This is a genomic window from Synechocystis sp. PCC 7339, assembly GCF_019924095.1.
Lineage (GTDB): Bacteria > Cyanobacteriota > Cyanobacteriia > Cyanobacteriales > Microcystaceae > Synechocystis.
The window spans coordinates 1,227,446-1,249,323 of sequence record NZ_CP063659.1; the positions used below are offsets into that span (position 1 = coordinate 1,227,446).

General features: G+C 42.2%; 18 protein-coding genes. 6 read left to right on the top strand and 12 right to left on the bottom strand.

The window, feature by feature from the left end:
* Positions 1–103 precede the first annotated feature (103 nt).
* The gene (gene pyk / locus IQE94_RS05735; RefSeq protein ID WP_212716732.1) at positions 104–1,879 is read right to left on the bottom strand and encodes a pyruvate kinase; all 1,776 of its coding nucleotides are present in this window, start codon (positions 1,877–1,879) and stop codon (positions 104–106) included.
* Between the two features lie 180 nt (positions 1,880–2,059).
* Here pyk and IQE94_RS05740 point away from each other — a divergent pair, with 180 nt between their 5' ends.
* Positions 2,060–2,488 carry a DUF1824 family protein gene (locus tag IQE94_RS05740; RefSeq protein ID WP_212716734.1) on the top strand — a complete coding sequence of 143 codons (429 nt, stop codon included), beginning with the start codon at positions 2,060–2,062 and terminating at the stop codon, positions 2,486–2,488.
* Between the two features lie 146 nt (positions 2,489–2,634).
* Here the strand turns inward: IQE94_RS05740 and IQE94_RS05745 are convergent, their stop codons facing one another.
* Positions 2,635–3,150, bottom strand: a complete 516-nt coding sequence (locus tag IQE94_RS05745; protein ID WP_212716736.1) for a TIGR02652 family protein — start codon at positions 3,148–3,150, stop codon at positions 2,635–2,637.
* Positions 3,151–3,273: 123 nt separating this feature from the next.
* Here IQE94_RS05745 and pap point away from each other — a divergent pair, with 123 nt between their 5' ends.
* The 5 genes from pap to IQE94_RS05770 all read left to right on the top strand — a co-directional run bounded on the left by pap (position 3,274) and on the right by IQE94_RS05770 (position 8,539).
* Positions 3,274–4,776: a polyphosphate:AMP phosphotransferase gene (gene pap / locus IQE94_RS05750; RefSeq protein ID WP_223342895.1), complete on the top strand. Its 1,503-nt coding sequence runs from the start codon at positions 3,274–3,276 to the stop codon at positions 4,774–4,776.
* Positions 4,777–4,849: 73 nt separating this feature from the next.
* Positions 4,850–5,926: a biotin synthase BioB gene (bioB, locus tag IQE94_RS05755; protein WP_212716741.1), complete on the top strand. Its 1,077-nt coding sequence runs from the start codon at positions 4,850–4,852 to the stop codon at positions 5,924–5,926.
* Positions 5,910–6,563 carry a biotin transporter BioY gene (locus tag IQE94_RS05760; protein ID WP_223342896.1) on the top strand — a complete coding sequence of 218 codons (654 nt, stop codon included), beginning with the start codon at positions 5,910–5,912 and terminating at the stop codon, positions 6,561–6,563. Before bioB ends, IQE94_RS05760 begins: the two co-directional genes overlap by 17 nt.
* Positions 6,563–7,048, top strand: coding sequence for a signal peptidase II (gene lspA, locus IQE94_RS05765; protein WP_223342897.1), 486 nt, complete (start codon positions 6,563–6,565; stop codon positions 7,046–7,048). Before IQE94_RS05760 ends, lspA begins: the two co-directional genes overlap by 1 nt.
* Before the next feature lie 180 nt (positions 7,049–7,228).
* Positions 7,229–8,539 carry an IS701 family transposase gene (locus IQE94_RS05770; protein ID WP_223341782.1) on the top strand — a complete coding sequence of 437 codons (1,311 nt, stop codon included), beginning with the start codon at positions 7,229–7,231 and terminating at the stop codon, positions 8,537–8,539.
* A gap of 36 nt (positions 8,540–8,575) precedes the next feature.
* On the opposite strand, the gene IQE94_RS05775 is transcribed toward IQE94_RS05770, so the two are convergent.
* From IQE94_RS05775 to IQE94_RS05820, 10 genes are all read right to left on the bottom strand, one after another.
* Positions 8,576–9,106, bottom strand: a complete 531-nt coding sequence (locus IQE94_RS05775) for an IS630 family transposase (RefSeq protein WP_223343185.1) — start codon at positions 9,104–9,106, stop codon at positions 8,576–8,578.
* Complete coding sequence (locus tag IQE94_RS05780) at positions 9,066–9,470, bottom strand: IS630 transposase-related protein (protein ID WP_223341982.1); 405 nt, start codon at positions 9,468–9,470, stop codon at positions 9,066–9,068. Before IQE94_RS05780 ends, IQE94_RS05775 begins: the two co-directional genes overlap by 41 nt.
* 3 nt (positions 9,471–9,473) lie before the next feature.
* The gene (locus tag IQE94_RS05785; protein WP_223342898.1) at positions 9,474–9,668 is read right to left on the bottom strand and encodes a DUF6883 domain-containing protein; all 195 of its coding nucleotides are present in this window, start codon (positions 9,666–9,668) and stop codon (positions 9,474–9,476) included.
* The gene (locus IQE94_RS05790) at positions 9,665–10,822 is read right to left on the bottom strand and encodes a cysteine desulfurase family protein (protein ID WP_212716747.1); all 1,158 of its coding nucleotides are present in this window, start codon (positions 10,820–10,822) and stop codon (positions 9,665–9,667) included. Before IQE94_RS05790 ends, IQE94_RS05785 begins: the two co-directional genes overlap by 4 nt.
* Entirely contained in the window at positions 10,819–11,739 is a 921-nt protein-coding gene (locus tag IQE94_RS05795) for a phospholipase D family protein (RefSeq protein ID WP_212716749.1), read from the bottom strand. The genes IQE94_RS05790 and IQE94_RS05795 overlap by 4 nt, the downstream gene beginning before the upstream one ends.
* Positions 11,739–13,565 (bottom strand): ATP-binding protein, encoded by a 1,827-nt coding sequence (locus IQE94_RS05800; protein ID WP_212716751.1) that lies wholly within the window; start codon positions 13,563–13,565, stop codon positions 11,739–11,741. The genes IQE94_RS05795 and IQE94_RS05800 overlap by 1 nt, the downstream gene beginning before the upstream one ends.
* Positions 13,562–15,169 (bottom strand): DEAD/DEAH box helicase, encoded by a 1,608-nt coding sequence (locus IQE94_RS05805; protein ID WP_212716754.1) that lies wholly within the window; start codon positions 15,167–15,169, stop codon positions 13,562–13,564. Before IQE94_RS05805 ends, IQE94_RS05800 begins: the two co-directional genes overlap by 4 nt.
* 3 nt (positions 15,170–15,172) lie before the next feature.
* Complete coding sequence (locus IQE94_RS05810) at positions 15,173–17,443, bottom strand: DUF262 domain-containing protein (RefSeq protein WP_223342899.1); 2,271 nt, start codon at positions 17,441–17,443, stop codon at positions 15,173–15,175.
* A 26-nt stretch (positions 17,444–17,469) separates the two neighbouring features.
* The gene (locus IQE94_RS05815; protein WP_212716758.1) at positions 17,470–18,267 is read right to left on the bottom strand and encodes a phosphoadenosine phosphosulfate reductase family protein; all 798 of its coding nucleotides are present in this window, start codon (positions 18,265–18,267) and stop codon (positions 17,470–17,472) included.
* 123 nt (positions 18,268–18,390) lie between these two features.
* Positions 18,391–21,873, bottom strand: a complete 3,483-nt coding sequence (locus tag IQE94_RS05820; RefSeq protein WP_212716760.1) for a hypothetical protein — start codon at positions 21,871–21,873, stop codon at positions 18,391–18,393.
* Between the last annotated feature and the right edge of the window lie 5 nt (positions 21,874–21,878).

Below are 21,878 nucleotides of genomic sequence, written 5' to 3' on the forward strand. Positions count from 1 at the left end.
TTGATTCTACCAAAATGTTACTGGTCCAGGGGCCGCAGGATGGGAACTCCATGGGTGATAATTGTCTCCGTTCTGTCCCTACTGTTTGGCCCAAAACTAATCCCTATGCTTTAGACACCGGGGGTAAGGCACCGGAATAAATTAAGCCTTTTTGGGCATCGATGGTGACAATGGCTCCATCCCGGATCTTTTGGGTAGCCCCCTTAAAACCCACAATCACCGGCACCCCCAGCCGCAAACCGATAATGGCTGCATGGCTGGTTAAGCTCTCTTCTTCGGTGATAATGCCCGCCGCCCGCCGCATCATTTCCACGCAATCGGCATTGGTAGAGGGTACCACTAAAATTTCTCCCTGGGTAAATTGGGCGATCGCCCGGGGATGTCCCGCTACCCTGGCCCGACCACTGACAGCCCCCTGGCCAATGCCTACGCCCCGTCCGAGAATGGCCTTGACCACTTCCACTTTAATTAAATCCGTGGAACCAGCCACCCCCTGCAATGTCCCAGCAGTCATCACCACCAGGTCTCCATCCCGGAGGAAATGGTTTTCCTGGGCCACGTTAATGGCGGCTTGGAACGTTTGACTGGTGGAGGGTAAATCTAACACGAGGAGGGGCTTAACTCCCCACACCAACTGCAACTGACGGGACACGTCCACATGGGGAGTAACGGCCAGAATGGGGGTTTTGGGGCGGAACTTGGACACATGGCGGGCCGTGGAGCCGGTTTTGGTCAAGGACATAATGGCCGCGGCGTTGAGAGTTTCCGCAATCTGGCTGACCGCACTGGAAATAGCATTGGGAATAGAAGTACGACTGGCTTCCGCTTGGGAAGGATTGATATCTTCTTGCTCAATGCGCTCCGCAATTTTGGCCATTATGGCCACCGCTTCCACGGGAAATTTACCGATCGCCGTTTCGTTGGAAAGCATCACCGCATCGGTACCATCGAGGATAGCATTGGCCACATCGGACACCTCAGCCCTGGTGGGTCGGGGGCTGTTGACCATACTATCTAGCATTTGGGTGGCGGTAATAACGGGAATGCCCAAACGGTTAGCGGTGGCAATGAGCTTTTTCTGCAAAATCGGCACATCCTCCGCCGGCAGTTCTACCCCCAAATCCCCCCGGGCCACCATTACCCCATCACATTTTTCCAGCACCGCCTGCATATCTTTGATGGCTTCGTGCTTTTCAATTTTGGCGATCACCGGCACTGATTTCCCCGCCGCCGCAATTAAACCTTTAATTTCATCAATGTCCTGGGGATTGCGTACAAAGCTCAGGGCCACCCAGTCCACCCCCTGGTCAAGGCCAAACATCAAATCTTCCTTATCCTTGTCCGTCATCGCCTTAACGGAAAGACAAACCCCAGGGAAGTTAACCCCTTTATTGCTAGAAAGGGTCCCCCCCACAATTACCCGACAGTGCAGATCCCGATTGACTCGGTCAATTTCCTCCACTAGCATTTCCAGTTTGCCGTCGTCTAGCAAAATCCTTGCCCCGGAGGGGACTTCATCCGCTAAATGCTCGTAGCTGATGGAACTAATAACCTCAGTACACTCCACCGGGCGACTGGTGAGAATGTAGGGGTCACCATTTTTCAGTTGTACGGAACCTGCATCATTCAAAAATTTACCCACCCGAATTTTGGGCCCCTGTAAATCCTGCAAGATGCCCACCGGTTGGTTCAATTCAAAGGCAATTTGACGAATCAAACGGATACTTTGTTGATGGTAGCTATGGTCCCCATGGGAAAAGTTGAGGCGGAAAGTGGTGGCACCGGCTTGGATCAATTGTCTCAGCACTTCCTTGCTTTGGGTCGCGGGGCCGATGGTAGCGACAATTTTGGTACGACGGGGAAGGGGAGACGTTTGCATAATGGGCTGAAATTAGGGGCAGTTAAATATAATAGTTAAGGCCGTGGAATTTTAGGCGGCGCCGGGGAAATATTCCCATTATCCGCCACGATCGCCGTTTCAGTTGCACCGGATTAGGGGGCGAAGAATGATAGGGTGGGCCGTGGGAAATTTTTTCTCCAAGGTTTTATAGGGTTTTGTATGGATGGTTCCGGTTCCGCTTTGTTAGCTCTGTTAAAGGATTACAGTCGTTTAGAAATCCGCATTCCCCAGAATGATCAAGAACGGAATGACCTCCGCCGGGCCATTATCTGGATTTGTGGCCAGAGCGAAACGGAAAATTTTGGCATTTGTGCCGACGACCAACATAGTGCCGAAGCCGCTTTAGGACAATATCTCCGGGCCCTGGACTACGACTCGGCGCACCGCGCAGCGGATCTCTGCGAGATCGCCATGGAAGAGCAGACCATCCAAGGGCCAGTATATTTGAAATGCCAGAGCCAATCCCTGCGGTTTTATGTGGCTAGTTATGAGGGTAGTTACCGGGGGGTGTTGATTTCCTGCCAAACGGAGGATGAAGCCCTGGCGGGAACTTATGGTTATTTTCCTTTGGATTTGTTCGCCGATTGAATGGAAGTTGAAAGACTAGGTTCAGCACACTTTAAACCGCTTTAAGTTAAAGGAAAGGGATTCTTCTCCACCCCGGCCACCTTAGACTTTCGCTTCTTGATGCTGCTGGGGAACGAAATAGTTGCCCCACCCAGGCTTCACCTGAACTAATCAAATAAACGAAAGTAGGGGTAACGTTTGGGAATGCCCTTTTCCTTTTCCAGGTCAAAGTTAATTACCCGCCAACAATCATCCTCTGTACCTGGGGAACTGAATTCTACCGGCAGACCGTAAAGACGGGGCAGGGGACTATCCCGGTCCTCGGGGTTACGCCAGCTACCTTGCCGTTGCAGATAAACGCTGACCAAATCGTAGTAACGGTGGGCAATAATTACCTTTGTGGCTCGGTAACCTTCGGTGTAGAGGCGATCTAAAGCTTCATGAATTTCAAAGCGGATACCGTCGGGGTGGGTATGTTGCCGATACCATTCCCCCTGCCAAAAGCGCCAGTGGCGACCAGATTGTAAATGGACTAAATCCTCTGTGTCGGGGTTAACTTCAAAGGCTCCATGGCGATTACAAAGGTACGTGTCTGTCAGGGTCAACGCTGGAATAGTTTGCCGACAGTGGGGACATTGGATTTCTGGGCCGAAAAGGGGGTATTGTAAACCGAGATTTTGCATGGAAAACCGTTGGAATGGGCGGTTAAAGCAGAGGCCCCCACATTATAACCAAGGGATCTTTTCCTGGGTTTCTGGCCTAAACTTAGGCCGACAATCATTCTTTCTTCCCCCTGGCGATCGCCTATGTTAGATGCCCTCGACCTTTCCCTCAAGCTGGATAAAGAGAGTTATAAAGAACAACTAGAGGATTTGATGCGGCAGTTGCGGAATCTGCAACAGTCCTGTTGGGAAGAAAAAACTCCAGTCATCATTGTCTTAGAGGGTTGGGCCGCCGCCGGTAAAGGCACATTGCTCAAGAAAATTGTTAACTACATGGATCCGAGGGGATTTTCCGTCAATCCCATTTTTGCGGCCAATGAACAGGAAAGAATGTACCCTTTTCTTTGGCGTTTTTGGCAAAAGCTTCCCCCCAAGGGGAGTTTGGGCTTTTTCTACCATAGTTGGTACACCAATTGTCTTGAGGAAAGATTATTTGGTCGGCTCCCCGCCTCCCAGGTGCATTTAGTGATGCGGGACATTAACGCCTTTGAGCGCCAGTTGGTGGAAGACGGAGCGGCGATCGCCAAATTTTGGGTACATATCAGCCAAAAAGAATTAAAAAAACGCCTGAAAAAATACGAAGCCGACGAGCTGGAAATGTGGCGGGTGCGGCCGGAGGATTGGCAACAGGAAAAACGCTACCAGGAATACTCCGCCCTAGTGGAAGAAATGCTCACTTACACCAGCACTGGCTACGGCCCCTGGACCCTGGTGGAGGGGGACTGTGAACGGTGGTCAAGGGTAAAGGTACTGTCCCAACTGGTGGCGGTAATTGTCCAAGCCCTAGACCAAAAGCGGGCCAGGGTCAACGCTAAAATTGCCCCCAGCCCCCCCCAAAAGGAATTGCTTCCCACTGAGCCCAATTTCCTGGCCAAAGTGGACTTGAGCCTGCAACTAAGCAAGGACGACTATCGGCAACGGTTGCGGGATAGCCAGATTGAACTACGTAAATTACAGGCCAAGATTTACCAAGAAAAAGTCCCCGTAATTGCCCTATTTGAAGGTTGGGATGCCGCTGGTAAGGGAGGGGCCATCAAACGTTTAACCGACACCCTCGATCCCCGTAGTTACCAAGTCAACACCTTTGCCGCTCCCACGGAGGAAGAAGCCCAATTCCATTACCTCTGGCGTTTTTGGCGCCGCATTCCCCCCGGCGGGAAATTTGGTATCTTTGACCGTAGTTGGTACGGTCGGGTGATGGTGGAGCGGGTGGAAGGGTTTGCCCGGGAGAAGGAATGGTTACGGGCTTACCGGGAAATCAATGAATTTGAAGCGGAATTAACGGCAGAAGGCTATGTGGTGGTGAAATTTTTCCTCCATATCAGCCCTGAAGAACAATTAGCCCGGTTTGAAGAACGGCAAAACAATCCCTTCAAGCAATATAAGCTCACCGATGAAGACTGGCGCAATCGGGAGAAATGGCCCCTCTACGACGTTGCTGTGAACCAGATGATGGCCCGCACCAATACCCCCGCCGCTCCCTGGACAGTGGTGCCCGCCAACGATAAATATTTCGCTCGGGTGCAGGTGATTCAAACGGTGGTGGAAGCGGTGAAAATGGAACTCAAACGCCGGGGCAAGGGCTAAGCCTGTCTGACCCCTTTGCCCGCCGTGATAAAATGCCCTTTAATTCGATCCAGACCCCTAACCCCCTATTGCCGTGGTTCTAGCCTCTTCCCACCCCTCCTCCTCCCTTACTCGCCATGGGACTCTGCAAACCTGGTTAACAGGCCTCAGTCAGCGCATTATTGACGGCGATTGCCTAACACGGGAAGAAGCATTGCAGTTGGCGGCGATCGAAGGGGAAGAAAATATTCTCCTGCTCTGCGAGGCGGCCAATGACATTCGTCAAGCCTGCTGTGGCAATGTGGTAGACCTGTGTAGCATCATCAACGTTAAATCCGGTAACTGCTCGGAAAATTGTGGCTTTTGTTCCCAGTCTAGTCACCATCCCGACCCCAACTCTCCCATCTACGGTCTGAAAACCGAGGCGGAAATCTTGGAACAGGCCAGGGCGGCGGCGGCGGCGGGGGCCAAACGCTTTTGCTTAGTTAGTCAGGGTCGGGGGCCTAAATACCATAGCCCCAAGGATAAAGAATTTGAGCAAATTCTGGCCACGGTGCGGCAAATTATCCAGGAAACCAACATTAAGCCCTGTTGCGCGTTGGGGGAAGTGACCCCGGAACAGGCCCAGCAATTGAAGGAAGCTGGAGTGACTCGCTATAACCATAATCTGGAGGCATCCGCCACCTATTACGACAAAATTGTTACCACCCACACCTGGCAAGACCGGGTCGATACGGTGAAAAATCTCAAAGCGGCCGGCATTCAAGCTTGTACTGGCGGCATTTTGGGCATGGGGGAAACCTGGGAAGACCGCATTGACCTAGCTTTGGCTCTGCGGGAATTGGAAGTGGAATCCGTGCCCCTGAATCTACTCAACCCCCGCCCTGGCACTCCTTTGGGGGAACAACAAAAGTTAAGTCCCTACGATGCCCTCAAGGCGATCGCCATTTTCCGGTTTATTTTGCCCCAACAAATTATTCGTTATGCCGGGGGCCGGGAAGCGGTAATGGGAGAATTACAGGATTTAGGTCTAAAGGCAGGCATTAACGCTATGCTAGTGGGCCATTATTTAACTACCCTGGGTCAACCCCCCGAACAGGATCAACAATTATTGGCATCTCTTGGCCTCGAAGGGGGAGAGGCCCCTATCCCCGGTGAATACCAATCCTGAATCTGACCTGGACCTCGTGACGGAGGAGATTGAACTCCCCAAGCCTTCCCTGCTGGCAGAAGTCCTGTTGGCGATCGCCGGACTGCTGTTGACTGTTTTTTGTACTTTTGTGCAGGTATTTGCCACCAATCCCCCTTGGCAATGGTGGGAGGAAGGCATTTATTCCAATCCTTTGGGCACAACTTACCAGGTGGGGGCCGTATTGCTCGCCGCCTGTCTGGGAGGAGCTAGGGCCGGGGCGATCGCCCAGTTGGGCTACATTACCCTTGGGCTAGCCTGGTTGCCCATTTTTGCCCATGGGGGGGGCTGGGATTATTGGCAACAACCCACCTTTGGCTATCTGTTGGGCTTTATTCCTGGAGCTTGGCTCTGTGGTTGGTTAGCTTACCGCTCCCAAACCAAAATTGAAACCCTGGCCCTCAGTTGCCTCGCCGGTTTGGGAGTCATCCACGGTGCGGGTATAGTCTATTTAGGCATGATGGCTGTGTTGAAACTGGGTAATCCCCCCATTCTGCCCCTGGCAGACTTGCCCCAGGCCCTATTGACTTTTTCCCTCATGGCGTTGCCCGGCCAGATTATCCTGGTCTGTTTAACCGCCGTGTTGGCTTACTTTTTGCGGAGAATTTTATTTTATTGATGGCCCGGTCTTTTTCCTTCGCTAAAAATTCCCTCTTCTGGCAAGTGGCGATCGCCGGCATTATCCTGGATCAGATCAGTAAACTTTGGGTGAGTCAGGCCATGGACCCCGTAGGCACCACTTGGCCTCTGTGGTCTGGGGTGTTCCATTTCACCTATGTGCTCAATACCGGGGCGGCGTTCAGTGCTTTTCGCGGCGGCGCTGGCTGGTTAAAATGGCTTTCCCTCGCAGTAAGCGTCGGCTTAATTATCTTTGCCGGCAAAGTTTCCCTCCGCAAGTTAGAACAATTAGGCTATGGTTGCATCCTGGCGGGGGCAGTGGGTAATGGCATCGACCGTTTTCTTTTCGGCCATGTGATCGACTTTGTGGATTTTCGCCTGATTAATTTCCCCATTTTCAACCTGGCCGATGTTTCCATTAACATTGGCATTGCCGCCCTGCTCTGGGCCAGTTTTTTCCCAGTTTCCTCTCGTAAGACGGAGTAACGATTAAAGCTAGTCTGTAAACTAGAAATTTGAAGTGACAATACAAATTTTTCTTGGAATCTCCGAAAAAAAGTAAATTGGAGAAGCATTAATTTAGATATGAAAATTAGAATTTATCCCTCTTCCGTCAGACTGAGGGAATTAAAATGGAGATAAAAGGCTGAAAAGCGCGGAGGGAGAATGACAAAGACAAGAGAGGCGAAAAAGACAGTACAGTGTGTAGACACATATAGTGAACTGTATAAAGATATATTTCCAGAAGTGAGGTCTTATGAGTCATTTAAATATATCATTGTGGGAATATTAAGTGATATAAAAAGAAAGAGTTTACCTGCAATAGCATCATCACTAGGATTGAAAAATGAACAGGGATTACTGCATTTCATGACAGATTCTCCTTGGGAATTAAAAGAATTAGAAAAAAGAAGATTAAATATTATCTTAGAAGTTTTAGAAGGAAGAGAAATAATAGTAATAATAGATGAAACAGGAGACCCCAAAAAAGGGAAAACAACAGATTATGTAAAAAGACAATATATTGGAAATTTAGGAAAAATAGAAAGCGGTATAGTGTCAGTAAATGCCTATGGTTACTGCAATGGAGTAACGTTTCCTCTAGAATCAAAAGTATTTAAACCAAAAGAAAGATTAAAAGAGGGAGATAAGTATAAAACAAAGCCGGAATTAGCAGTAGAGATAATAAAAGAACTAGAAGAAAGTGGTTTTAAAATAAAAAGAGTAGTGTCAGATAGCTTATATGGAGAAAGCCATAGCAATTTTATCAGTGCCGTAGAGGAATTAAAAATAGAATATGCAGTGGGAATCCGGAGCAATCATGGGGTCTGGCTTCCAAAGGAAGCTAAAGTAAGGGCAAATAAGTGGAGGAGGTTTGAACATATAAGATGGGATGGAAAACAGGAAGATAGGTATATCAGAGAAATAGTTTATGGCAAAAAAAACGCAATAAGATATTGGGAAATTAAAACAGAAACAGAAAAAGAGGAGGAAAAAGCAGGATGGTTTGTAATGACTCGAATACCAGATATTAAATATAAAGAAGTTGGCAGAATATATGGGGTAAGGTCATGGATAGAATATGGATTTAAGCAATGCAAAAGTGAATTAGGATGGGCAGATTTTAGGGTAACTCATTATGAGCAAATTCAAAAATGGTGGGAATTAGTGATGTGTGCATATTGTATGATTTGTTTTTATGATGAGAATTTTAATCCGACTCTAAATTCAACGTCAAAGTATCATCAAAAGCATGAAAAATGGGATAAAGAAGAAGGGTGGAAAAAATGGCTAAACAACCTACGATTAGTGATCTCTGTATTTAATGCAATAAATCTTATCAAAAAGTGGTTAAAAGTATTTCCATTTGCCCATGTTTTGGATGAGTTAACTAAACTTTACAACAAGGTTGATAAGCTAGATCGATTAAAGTATTTGCTAAATTCATGGAATACATTCTATTCTTCTTCTGCCTAGATTGATGAAAGAGGGTTATAGCAAAGGACGAGATAGTTAGGACAGTTCTCTCAACGCTATATCCAATGCAGAAATCAGCGATTCTCCATTACTAACAAGTTGGGAAACATAACGTTTTAGTCTCGCCCAGAACTTCTCAATTTTGTTCAAGTCTGGTGAATATGGTGGTAAAAATATAACCTCACACCCAGCTTTTGCTACCAATGCCTTTATTCTTTCTTTCGGATGAAAGCTTGCATTATCCATGATTAGTATCTGACCTGGTATTAACTCTGGTAATAACATTTCTTCTATCCACGTGCATACTACTTGAGCGTTACAGTATCCTTCAAATATCATTGGAGCTATTGTTGTTCCATTCCACCAACAACTTATTATGCTGACTCTCTTGGTTCTATGTCCTAATTTGCTCGCCTTTAATCTCTCTGATTTATGACAGTACCCATAGGGGTAGTCTAGAGTGTCATCTAGACCGGCTTGATCCATATAAATCAGTTTTTCTGCCGCATATTGCTTGATTTCATCTTCAAATGCCTTTCTCTCTTCCTCTTCTATTTCCCTGTAAATATAAGTTTTTTTTTCTAGTAAACCCTATTTTCTTTAGAGCCTTACTTATTCTTATTCTACTTACAGGCTCTGGCCATTTTTCTGCCATTTGTTTTTGCGTTAAATGACCGTTCTCCTCCGCAAATTCTCTGAATTTATCCAAATCATCTATTTTCGGTCGTGGACCACGCTCATAATCTCTCTTCGCGGCTACACTTCCTGTTTCTTTCTTCTTTTTTATCCATAGGTCTAAGGTGTTGCGACTAATGTTCAGTGTTCGGCAGACATGGCTTTTCTTCTCTCCTTTTTCTACTGCACTTACCGCTTTCTCTCTTAGATCTACACTGTAGGGGGCTGGCATCGCTTTTTTCCTAACTCTTTCCATACATTATGTCCTAACCTTAGCAATCTTTGCTATAGCTTTTTCAAGAGCTTTGACTAGAATATCGGCATTATCGAGGATTGTGCCAAGTTTTTTTTGAAATAAATGAGCTTTGTCTTTACCTCTGTCGTGGTTGAAATTTAAACAATAGGTGTAGATTTTTTTGTGATAATCTGCCCGTTCAGGATTGGGTAATTTCATGACGATTGAAGGCTCGATCTCACTGTTTGAATCATTTGAATCAAAATATCTGCTGCTTGTTCAATTTCTGCATCGGTTATAAATTTCCCTATGCCAATCCGTAAGGCTCCATCAATTAGGTCAGGAGGGAGATTCATCGCTCTCAACACATGGGAGGGCACAATGGTGCCGCTAGAGCAGGCTGAGCCGGTGGATATGGCTATTTGCTCCCGGATTCGAGCAATAATAGTACTGTTGGGAATATCAGGTATGGCGATGTGTAAGTTGCCTGCTAAACGCTGAGACTGATTGCCGTTAACAATCATCTCAGGGATAGCTTCTTGGAGTCTGGTTTGAAGATTGTCTCTTTTTCTGGCGATCTCCGTTTCATCTTCCTCCATTTCCAATCCACGTAAACGACAGGCTTCTCCAAGTCCAACAATGCCGGGGAGATTGAACGTGCCAGGGCGCAGTCCTTGTTGTTGCCCACCACCTAAAAACAGGGGTTCAAGAGAATGATTGGTTTTGCGGATCAGTGCGCCAACACCTTGGGGAGCATAAAGTTTATGACCAGATAGAGCCAGCATGGTGATGTCCCAATCCTGAAAATTAATTGGAATTTTACCGATCGCTTGGGATGCGTCACAAAAGAAAGGGACGGCATGACGCTTGGCGATTGCCGCAATTTTTTCAATGGGATAAATGGTTCCGACTTCGTTATTGGCGGCCATGATGCAGAGCAAGTCTAATCCTTGACGGCAGACTTCTTCAATTTCATTGATATTTAGGTTTGCTTGGGCATCAACGGTTAGGATGAGCAATTCGATGTGCCCTTGTTTTTGAAGAATTTGACAGGTATCGAGAACAGCTTTATGTTCAACGGCAGAGATAGCTATGCGGGGAATTTTTTGTTGCTTTTCTAGGGCCAAAACTGTGCCTTGGATAGCGAGGTTAACACTTTCGGTTGCGCCGGAGGTGAAAATAATTTCCTGGGGACGACAGTGAATTAAATCTGCAATTTGCTGTTTACCCTGGTCAACAGCCCTACGGGCACGATCGCCGACGGCATGGTCAACACTGCTGGCATTACCAAATTGCGTTGTCATAAATTCCACAACCTTTTCGGTAACCCTTGGGTCAACGGGGGTTGTGGCATGGTAATCGAGGTAAATCATTTTTTACAGCGATAAAAAACTTCCGAGTAGTTAAAGACCTTATAAGAGTAGCAATCCGGTAAAAAATATAATAACCATCGCATTAAAGTTTGCCATGTATGAGAAGAGTCTAAGCTAAGATTCATTTCAGTTAAAAAGTGATCAATAATATTCTTCATTTCCCCAAATCTGCGAGGCTTATCTAAATGTTTGTCTATGTACTGGATAATCGGTGTTTGTTTTAAAGCTAAAGCGATATATAAGTTAAAATTTTTCTCTGATAATCCTTGGGTAAAAGAAAGATATTCTAGTTCTTGTTTTGCCAGTTCTTTGCCTGTTGTGGTCAACCGTTCCCATTGATCAGAGTAAGCAAGGTAAAGTTCTTGCGGATTTCTCAATAATGGAATCCAATTAGGATTGACTTCAAATATGGAGAAATTGGACGGAGAATTAAGTTCAATCTTAATATCAATATTCTCTATCATATTTTTATAGGTTTCATAAATATCTTGCGTGACCAAAAAACTTTGAGAGATAAGATTTTCTTCAAAATCTTGAAGAGACTTATCGGTAAATGAGCAACAAATAAGTAATTCTAAATTAGATTGTTTGTTAAATCCCAAGCCTCGATTTGTTAAATTTGCCGAACCAAGTAAACACAAGTCATCAAAACGATAATATTTTGCGTGTAAATATTGACATAAAAACAACTGAGATCTTTCACGATCATTAATTAGATTCCAAATTTCTATGTCACTAACACCTCCAAGAATTTCTTCAGGAATCCATCGGGTGACAATTATCAAATCAATGTTTTCTGAAGTTTTATCTAAAATTTGAGACAATACACTTTGTTTGATAAAGGGAGCAACTAATACCAATTCAATTTTAGTATTGTCTGTACGGGACAGAATATTATTACCTAGGTCTTGATACATTATTCGTTTCTCAAGAACTCTCCAGCAACTAAACCCCAATCTCTCCTAGCACGGCTTGCATTTTGCTTTAATTCTCCTGGAGGTAATTCGTCTTCATATCTTGCCCAAGCCATGATGAGTAATTCTAGACCATCTAATGCATTAATCAATCTATTTTTTAGAGTTTCGATGTCAGCATCTTCTACATTTTTTTCTAAAATTTCAACTAAATTGTTATATGCCGGATGATTCATATTGAGGGTGACCATCACAGACCCCCCTTTAGATTTAACAGAGAAGAATGCATCATTATCGTCAAGGTAAGCTTTTGTCCAAGTATATTTGAAATTATTTTCTACAGTGATATCTGCGATTTCTGTTGCTTGAGTTTCTGTAAATCCATCATTAATTAATGTCTCTTTAATTTCCGCTTTCTTTTGAGGTATTGGTAAAATTTCTGTTTTATCACTTTCTCCAGCATAGCCTTTTCTTTGACGCTCTCTAGTCACAAGAGTTGCTGATTCTTCTACTTTGTAAGGATCATGGCGTTTGTTAGAGTTGTCTTTTCTTGTGCCTTTGGTTTGATTTTTTAATAATTTGCGAATTAAAGACAAATTATTATCTATTTTATGAACAATTTTAATCAATAGAGCGTTCGGATCGTTACTTTGCTCTAATTCTTGAATATATTCATGAATAGTTTTGTCATCTTCTACTAATGAATCTAAGTCTATTTCAAGAAATTCTTTAAAATTGCGTGCAGATTGTTTATTATTAGTTACACCAAAAATTTCATCCAGGGCAGGAGGGAATTCGACTTCAACTCCCCACCAACGCTCAGTTGGATCGTGGGTATTTACCATTCCCGCATCAAGCTCTAGCTCTCTTCCAGCCCTGACAATTGAAACGCCTAAGTTTTTTGATGCGTGTTTACCATGAAGCTTTCCACCGGGATTTTGACCTTGACGAGCCTCTTCGCTGGCATAGGAGAATCTAACTGAAACAATATGCTCTTTGCCATTCAAAAGATAAGGAAATTTTACAATATCATCTTCACTATCTTCCCAAGGAATAAACATGGAACGATTTGAAAAGGGCTCCGGACAAGATGTTTTCTCCATTAAATACATTGGATCATTCGGTAAAGCATTTTGATCAATTTTAGAGCTATAGTATAAGTCCTCCAAATCAAAAGTGACCAGTCTAATTTGAACATCACCTTTATGAAGAAAGCGACGGTATATCCTACCAATTAATAATTCTGAATTATTGATAATTGCCTTGCCTGTACGCCACATACAGCGATCAATTTTTGACCAAACCACTAAAGTTCCTGAGTTACGAAAACTCTTCCCTACTTGTCGCCATACTTGAGGAATTTGTTTTGAAGTGGGCGTAGGAACTTCCGTAATTTGTTTTTCTTTGATTTCATCAATATCCAAATAGGTATAAAGCGCATTTTCTACGCTATCAGTCCATGACCAAACATCGACTCTCTGGCATTGGGAAATCGAAGATGAGGGTAATCCCATGCCGAAGCGACCAATACCTGTATGTTTATCCGACTCTAGATATGTGCCATTACCAAATTGTAAGGCAAGGCGTAAAACATCGGCACTCATGCCACTGCCATTGTCTAACACACCTATTTGATGAATTTGATTAGTGGCTCTTTGTCCTGTTTTATTTTTGACTTCACCACAAAGTAATTCTACTTGAGTGGCTCCTGCTTGGATGGCATTGTCCATTAATTCTGCGATCGCATAGGCAGCATTTTTATAGCCGTTATCTCGCATTGCAGTAACAGCTAGGTGAGCAGGTACAATTTCATGAGTTTTCTGGGTCATGGTTTTTTCCTCCAAACGTCTTCCCAATTGTGAAAAGCTTCTGTAACAGATCCGAAACCAGGGAGCTGATTATCAACTACAGTAACAATTTCGGCAGTTTCATTGCCTCCGGCTTTAACCCCTCGAATAGCTCTACCTACCATCTGACTGTAGAGAACCAGAGATTTAGTCGGTCGGGCAATAACTGCGGCACTGGTTTTAGGTGCGTCGAATCCAGTGGTTAAAACACCATAGTTACAGAGAATTTTTGATTCGGCATCATTGTTTTTAAAATTGCTAATAATTTTTTCTCGGTCAAATTTAGGAGTTTCGCCTGTAACAACCTCGGATGAATAACCCCTCACTTTTAATACAGTAGAAATCACTTTAGCATGATGTACTGATATTGCAAAAAAGATAATGCGTTGATGACGTTGAGTTAAATCTTCTAGTTCTAAGATGATGCGTAAGTTGCGTTGCTCATCTTCTTCTAGTCGCTTGAGAATAGCATTCGGAATTTCCAACTGTTGATTAATTTTGTCTATGTCTTGCAGACTAAGTTCTACACCACTATCGTAAAACAAGGAGCGGTAATTCGCTTTAGCAAGGTATTGTTGATCAACTAAATAATCAACTGGGCTGTCATATCCTTCAATTTCAAGAGTAACTTTATTGTTAGCAAAGAATTTAGAAAGTTGTGCATCCGCATCAATATTATTCCATGTTCTGCCGGGGGTTGCCGTTAAACCTAACAGAGCGTTTTTTTCATAGGGAACAACTAAAGAATCTAAAACAAGACTATAGGTTTCAGCTATTGCTTGATGGGCTTCATCAATAATGACTAGAGAAGAACGAGCACCTAAACGGTTAATAAACTGAATACTTTTTTTAGTAGTGTTGTAGAGCTTAGAGAGTCCAGCGACGATAAATCCATCTCGAACATCTGTTGAATCCAGATCATGACTTCCCCAAAACCGATAAATGGACATCGGACGATCGCCAAGAGATTGCCACGCCTTATGAAATTCCTGAACAGCCTGTTCACAAAGTTCTTCACTATAGGCAAGCCAAATCACCAGTGTAGGTTCATTATCTCTCAAATGATCAGCAATAATATTCATCGCTGTTCGAGTCTTACCTGCCCCTGTAGGCATGTGTAGAATTACTCGACAGGGATCTTTTCTTAAATGTTGTTTTATTTTAAAAGCCGCATTACGTTGATGACTAAATAAACTATATTTAGGATATAAAATTTCCTCTGAAACACCCTCTATATTTATCTCTTGATTATTACTTTGAATTGGCACTTCAAAAAAACGAAATAAATCTCTTTCTTTTTCAGAACCTTTAGGTATTTTAATTGATTCTAGTGATTCAATATTATCATATGGTAAATCTAATATTGTAGCGAGAATTTCTCGTTGTTTAGCACTTAGTAAAGAAAAAATAATATCTCTTGTCTTCTTATTGATTAATAAGATTCTGGCATCAACAGTTTTAATTAAATGATTTTTTATATGGTTGTCTGAACTATAGCCCAGAGTTTTCAAGAGTTTTGATACATCTTGATCAAGTAGACTAGATATTTTTCCTGAATTGGCTTTTAAGAGAGAATATAGGTCCAAGATTTATTCTACCTCTAAAAGTTTTTCTAGTTTGACTGTGACTTTTCTGCTCAATTCATCAAATCTACTTTCTAAAACCTCTTTATAAAAAGCATTATTGAAATCATCCGGGGCTTCTTTTAGTTTACTCTCCATTGAGGTAGAGATTATATGATCGTCTAGAGAAGTACTTGTTAATTTTTCAAAGTATTGCTTAGGGGATAAATCACTAATCTTTCGGTTAGCGGCTTTAGAAATATCAGTCAAATTTAACGGTGAATTGAGAATATGTTTTTTGTCTCTTCTGAGAACTTTTGTGCTTTCTTCAATCTTCGTCGCTGTATCTAGAGGAATAATATGATGCGTCTCTAACGATCTATCTTGATTTTTAGCAATTTCCAACGCTTTCAACCTCTGAGGATGAGAGTTGTCATAGTTAATTGAGTTGAGTAAAAAGTCTTTTGGCTGACTAGCCAAAATAAACTGAAGAATTTCAGTCCTAATAGCAGTAGATGGTAAATTATCTTCTTGATGTAGAAGTAAGCTTTTTGTGGCATATTCATCTTTATTTAATATATTTTCTTCGTCTGTTTTGAAAGGATTTTCATAGCCTTCTATAAAGCACCACTTGTATAACTTTTTAAGATCTTCAATACATTGTTCGTTTTGCCGATTGCTATAACGGCCAGAAAATAAGCTAAGCCAATACCAGTACTCAATTTTATTTAATAGAGAATCGTTATAATTAAAAGACAATTCTAGTGGGTCTTGAATATTATCTGGCTTCAGTTCTATTTTGATTTCATCTATTTTTTCTATCTCCAAGGATTTTGAATCGGCTTGAAAAAAGCAGTATGCGATTGGTAAAAGCATTAACTTATAATGTAGATCACCAATAAAAATTACACCACATCGAAACTGAAGAAAAGAAAAAGCCTTTATTAAAGAAGATGTAGCAATCTTGATATTTTTATTAATTTCAGTCGGCTTTAAATTCAAAATTTTATTCCTTTTAATATAATCGACACTTATTTTGTCAACATTAAAATCTTCCCCCGAAGAGTAACAAATAATTGATAAGGTATTAAGTAATTCTTCTTTAAAAACTTTATCTATAGAATTATCCTTAATAACTCTTATTGCTTCAGGATTCCAGTCAATCAAAGCATTAGTAGGATGACTTTGACTTGATAAAGTTACTGGTATCTGAAACTCTTGAGATAACCATTCCTTTAGTGTGTCAACCAGCGAACGAGTACCTGCTTTTGCTGTTTTTGCGACAATAAGATCAAAATTATTTAAAGGTGTCCCTGATTCATTTATCGTTTCAAAAATTGCAGCAGCTCTAGCTATTTCAGCTGTTGGCAAAATAGTCTCTAGAAGCTCAATTTCTAGCAAACTTTCTAGTGCAGAGTTAAAGTCTGTTGCCCATTGAGTTGCCAAATCACGCAGTGCATCATCAAGCTCAGATTCAGAAGAATCATTGCTGATATCAGGGTTTATATGACCGAGAAGATTGTTTGCATTTATCTTATTATCTTTGATTTTTGCAAGAAGATACTCTCGTTTTTCGTTGGAAATCTGCTTTAAAACTCGTCTATGTATAGATGTACTTTCAGATCCCTTTCTATAAATTTCATATAAGGGGACAAGTTTCTTCGCTGCGAGCTTTTTCGAAAGAACAAGGGCTTTTTGATTTTGATCTTCAATTAAATTATCATTGTCATCTTTTGGAATATATGCAGGATGATAAATTTTTTCTTCTGCTTCTTTAACGAGAATTTTATATGTAAAAATATAATCTTGAATTTGATCAGGTTCATATTGAGATAAGGACTCCTTGTTAAATCTCAAGCTTTTGTAGCCAAAAATATCATCTTGATCTGGAAAAGTATCATCTTCATTTGGAGATGTATTGATTTTTAAATACCATCGATTCCTTAAAGGAGCATATAATTTATCCCATGTTTCTTTCCAATCTTTTTCACTCAATAAATATAGATCATCAAACACACTTTTAATACAAGAAAGTCTTTGTTGACCATCCAGTAAAAATCTACATTCTTCTACTGGTTCTGAAGAAATAGCAACGCCTAATCTTCGAGATGGGAAGTCATCTTTAGTTCCCCTAAGCATTAATACACTACCGATTGGCAAACCAACAATCAAAGAGGAAAGTAATTTTTTTTGTTTTTCAATACTCCAAACAAAATCTCTTTGAAAATCTGGTAGAACAATCGCTCCTCGTGATTCTTCTCTAAAAAAAATCCTTAAAGTCTCTTTAGAAAATTCCATAGTAAAATTAATTTCTTATTTTTTAGTTACAGATGACAAGCTAAACAAGGCAGTTGCATATTCTCTTCCTCTAGTACAACCTCTAAAGATTCTGCTAAAGGTCGATTTGGAGCCGCTTTCGTTTCTCGCTGCATTGCTTTTTTATGCTTTGCAATAATTTCCTCTTTTCTTGCTAAAAGCCCCCGTAGCGTTTCCCCTTGAGTCCAAGTATAGGTACGCCCATCACTGTGGTTTTCCTCATAGGCGATCGCCTGCTCAAAAAGATCTGGATGTTCTTGGGCTAGCATTACCCATTCATATTTACGCTGGAAAAAGCAGAAAAAACAACCTGAACGGCTACGCCAGCGATAATAGTCTGGCATTCCAATCCCACTGTCTTCGAGGATTTGGATAATATCTGCTTTGACTAAGCCACGCTCTTTGAAAGGGAAGACCGGCTTAATATTAGGTTTTGTTGAGATGTAACCATCTCGATCCTCGTCCGCACGGATACCGATATAACTGATGGCATCATCATCACCAACAAATATTTCAAATGGCTTGATCTTCATCATGCTCGTACACCAGCGCATTTGAGGAGATGGCAACATTCCACCATGAAGATCTAGAAGATGGTCAAATCCCCTGTTGGCACTCAAGTACTTAATCTTAATGCCTAACCGGGCCCGAATACGGTCAAGGTATTCATAGGTTTCTGGCAACTCTTTGTGAGTATCGCAGAAGAAATACTCTAAATCTGGAATTTCCTTATGCAGCAACACAGCTAAGGCCGTCGAGTCTTTGCCTCCAGATAGCCCTAGAACTTTTCGTACTTTTTTACTCACGCATTACCCCAATGGTATGGGACTTAAGCCAGTATATTAACACCTAAATCATAAAGCCAAACAAATCAATTTACAAAACTCAACAACTTACCTTCTATGGTATATGCAATTTTTATTTTCCTGTTATTCCTTGAGGCGATTTTTTCGCTTTAATTTGCCTAATTGCTCTTTATTTAACCGCTCTAGGAGAGTTTCCATTAATTCCATCAGGATAACTTGCTGTAACTGAGGATCTTCCTTGTCTATCTCCCCTAAGATTCTATTGAGTGTTTCCTGGGCCTGGGCCTTACGCTGGCGTTCAATCCACACCATTCGATTTTCCTCTTGTCCATCTGGACGAGTAACCGTTATTCTGCGGGCTTCATAGGTATCTCCCTTGGGTTCAATATCTTTTTGTAAAGCTTCTAAATTTTTGAAGCGGCGTGATATATCCGCTAACTGAACCTCAAACTGTGTCTCATCTTGATCCGTCCATGACTCTGCTGGCTTATCCGCAATAATCATTAGCAATGCTTCTAACCACTGCCGATCTGGAACACTATGATCACAAGCAGCAATTAAAAAGCGTTTTAACAATGGTTCAACACATTGATCAAATAAAAATTTGGAACGAGTTTCCAAATCCTCTCGAAGCTTGAGAGAATCTTTTTGAATTCCAAATGCTTGATAAATCAAAAACTGACAGCGAGATAACAATGCATCATAGGCTCCGTGAATTTCTTTTAAAACTTCAACCAGCTTTTTTTTCAATAATTGAGCTTTATGAGTTTGATTTTCATCGCCATCGGGCAAAATTGGTTCGAGTCCTAAAGCTTTGGGAATTCCCACAAATAAAAGCTCATCTGGCTCAACAGTTTTCTGTAAGATTGTCAGAATTTTTCTGGCTTCTGGAGAACATTGTTGGGATTGTTGAGTATAACGAGGGAGCTTTTTAACAAATTGATATAAAGGTGATACAACTGTTAAAAGAGTAGTATTTCTCATTGCACCAACTGGTTTTAAATTAGGTGACTTAAGAATACTTTCTAGCTCTTTAAATACCTCTGCACGAATACCTGCAATTTCAAATGACTTGACAGCAAAGCGCTCTGGATAACGTATCAATAGCTCAAGATGCTCCACCCCTAACAAAGGAACAAAAGTCCCATCTTGATAAATGCCAATATCATCCATGTGATGGATTAAAATCGCAGTCAACAAAATTGGAATAACACCTTGTTTAATTCCATAGGGAGGTTGCTCTATTTTTTTGTATAGGGCATCTAGTGTCCCGGGTTTTTCCTTAGCTTCCATACAAAAATCTTCAATTGCTTCCCAAGCCGTAGCAAGACCAGATTCTGGCTTAGGCGGCATAAATCCCCATTCATCATCCATAAATAGACGATGAATATGGCTTACTTCTAGCAATGATGCATACATGGTCACTTCTGGGCCATAACCTTCCAAACCTAGCCGTGGATATTCACTTTTTTCGATCATCGCTACAATTAACTCGCGCCGCGCTTTACTACCTTGGGAGGTTAATTCTCGTCGATTGATCAGTTCATTATCGAGTTGAATACCTTTTACATAAATCTGATCACAAAGCGCTGAAAGTTTTGACTGCAAAGTCCGGGCATGTTTAACAATTACAACCTCCCCTGTTATCCAGCATTTATTTTTACTAGACGACCAACTAAACGCTTTTGCAATTGCTTCATCTAGCAAACGTTCAGCTTCTAGTAGTCGATGTCGAACTTCACGACGAGCAACACCATCATTTTGTAACTCTGGGGCATTTTTATAGATAATTTGAAGTGCCTGAAACTCCCTGCTCCGTGTTCTCAGTAAATCGAAACTATGAATAGCGATCAGAATTAGCGGTTTATAATCCGCTGTTAATTTAGGGGGATCTTGAATAATTTCAGTATCCAGCCAATATAGAATTAAACCATCAAAGCTTGGATCGGAACAGGTTAAATTTTCCCACTGTTCAGTTCCATCAGTATAACGTTGCTCAAAATAACGCAAATTACCTGTTTGATTGTAATGTCTCTGGGCAACTAAAGGCTTTAATGGAGAGACTTCTTGCAATAAATCAGCTAGACGACTGCGGTTCTTTTCGACCTGTTCGGCGATCGCCAACTCCACATTAAAATCAGACCCCTCCCAAATTCGTAACTCATCCAACTGACGACGATGGGTAATTAAACCTTTTTGCATTAACTGTTTAATTTCAGCTTGCCAGTAATCAGATTCCTTACTTTCTGCTTGATCACATAACGCCCAAGTAACCAATGCTGAAGTTGCCTTCAGGTTTCCTGTCGTTGTTACCAAGTTCAAAATCCCCACGGTTTTCAGAACCTCTAGTGTTTGGGGAGATTGATCACGAGCATCTTCAATTAATCCCTGAATCTCCACCCACCGTTGCAGATTCAACCGAGACGCTAATCCCGTTACCGCTTCCACAAAATAGTCGTATAAGTGATGAAGTTTAAGGGTCGGTAAGCTAGAGGCAATAACAATCGTCTCTAAAAAGTGCTTAAAAGAATGGGGTTCATCACTCGTCAAAAACGTAAACAGTGATCGATCATTTTGAGCATAGCGAGTGCATAAAAGCGGTAACACAAACGCTGTGAGAGGATGCAACGGATAAACCTGTGTCAATAACTCTGGCGTTGTTTCCTGATCGCCAATTAAACCCGATAATGTCTGATGCCATTGCCCACTTTTTTCTTGAACCGTCCCTAGGATTGATTCAGCCTTTTCCCGATCAATCACCTGAGCAATTAATCGAGTCATTTGATTTGGTGATTCTGTAAACGGAATATCTTCAAATCGACCTTGAATCTTATTCCACTCATTCTGCTCTGTCACCGAAAGGCGATCGCCATAGCCCCCAAAAGATTGATGGAGCAGCCCAATAAAATAAACTTGATTCTCCCCAGAAAGCGACAACTCCGCTAATTGTTGGAGTAAATATAAATCGGTAATCCCTTGATTTTGGGCAGCATATTCTAAATTCTTGCCTAATTCATCCACAATTATGAGAAGTGGCTTATTGGCCATCACCACTAACTCTTTAATCGCCCGCAAAATTGCCTTTGGCGTAACCTGACAATCCCCCGTCTCTGATTCAACTTTCCAATCCGTGAGTTGACGCAAAAGCTTGTCTGCTCGCTGATTTTTTGGAAAAAAAGCCTCTGCCCCTTGGGATAATGCACGGGCCAATGTCCAGGTTAATGGCTCCTGTTGACCAGTTGCAAAAGCCACCATCAATCCCTCGGCAGGCAAAGCAGTGATCGCCTCTAGAATCGGGCTTGTCGGTTTCAAAAATCGCTCTGCAATTGCGACAGCAACGTTATGAACTTCCGTATTTTTTGGCGTACAAAGACTTGCTAAAAAATGAATAAAGGCAGACTTTCCCGTTCCGTATACCCCTGTCAATGTCCAGGCACGATGAGTCTTAGGTTTTGAGAATGTAGGTAAAATCCGCTCTAATGTCGCCGTAGAACGCTCTGTAAGAACATAACCTTCAACCGTGCTTGCTTTGCCTAAATCTCGTTCTAAATTGACTGAACGATAATAACGGCGATGTATCTGGAAATATTGGCTTAGGGTAGTCACGATTG

Bases quoted from the DNA above. Each gene is read 5' to 3' on its own strand.
- lspA (WP_223342897.1), top strand. From the start codon at position 6,563: ATGGCCCGGTCTTTTTCCTTCGCTAAAAATTCCCTCTTCTGGCAAGTG.
- IQE94_RS05780 (WP_223341982.1), bottom strand. From the start codon at position 9,470: ATGGAAAGAGTTAGGAAAAAAGCGATGCCAGCCCCCTACAGTGTAGAT.
- IQE94_RS05740 (WP_212716734.1), top strand. From the start codon at position 2,060: ATGGATGGTTCCGGTTCCGCTTTGTTAGCTCTGTTAAAGGATTACAGT.
- IQE94_RS05800 (WP_212716751.1), bottom strand. From the start codon at position 13,565: ATGACCCAGAAAACTCATGAAATTGTACCTGCTCACCTAGCTGTTACT.
- IQE94_RS05785 (WP_223342898.1), bottom strand. From the start codon at position 9,668: ATGAAATTACCCAATCCTGAACGGGCAGATTATCACAAAAAAATCTAC.
- IQE94_RS05790 (WP_212716747.1), bottom strand. From the start codon at position 10,822: ATGATTTACCTCGATTACCATGCCACAACCCCCGTTGACCCAAGGGTT.
- IQE94_RS05745 (WP_212716736.1), bottom strand. From the start codon at position 3,150: ATGCAAAATCTCGGTTTACAATACCCCCTTTTCGGCCCAGAAATCCAA.
- IQE94_RS05810 (WP_223342899.1), bottom strand. From the start codon at position 17,443: ATGGAATTTTCTAAAGAGACTTTAAGGATTTTTTTTAGAGAAGAATCA.
- IQE94_RS05795 (WP_212716749.1), bottom strand. From the start codon at position 11,739: ATGTATCAAGACCTAGGTAATAATATTCTGTCCCGTACAGACAATACT.
- IQE94_RS05770 (WP_223341782.1), top strand. From the start codon at position 7,229: ATGACAAAGACAAGAGAGGCGAAAAAGACAGTACAGTGTGTAGACACA.
- pyk (WP_212716732.1), bottom strand. From the start codon at position 1,879: ATGCAAACGTCTCCCCTTCCCCGTCGTACCAAAATTGTCGCTACCATC.
- pap (WP_223342895.1), top strand. From the start codon at position 3,274: ATGTTAGATGCCCTCGACCTTTCCCTCAAGCTGGATAAAGAGAGTTAT.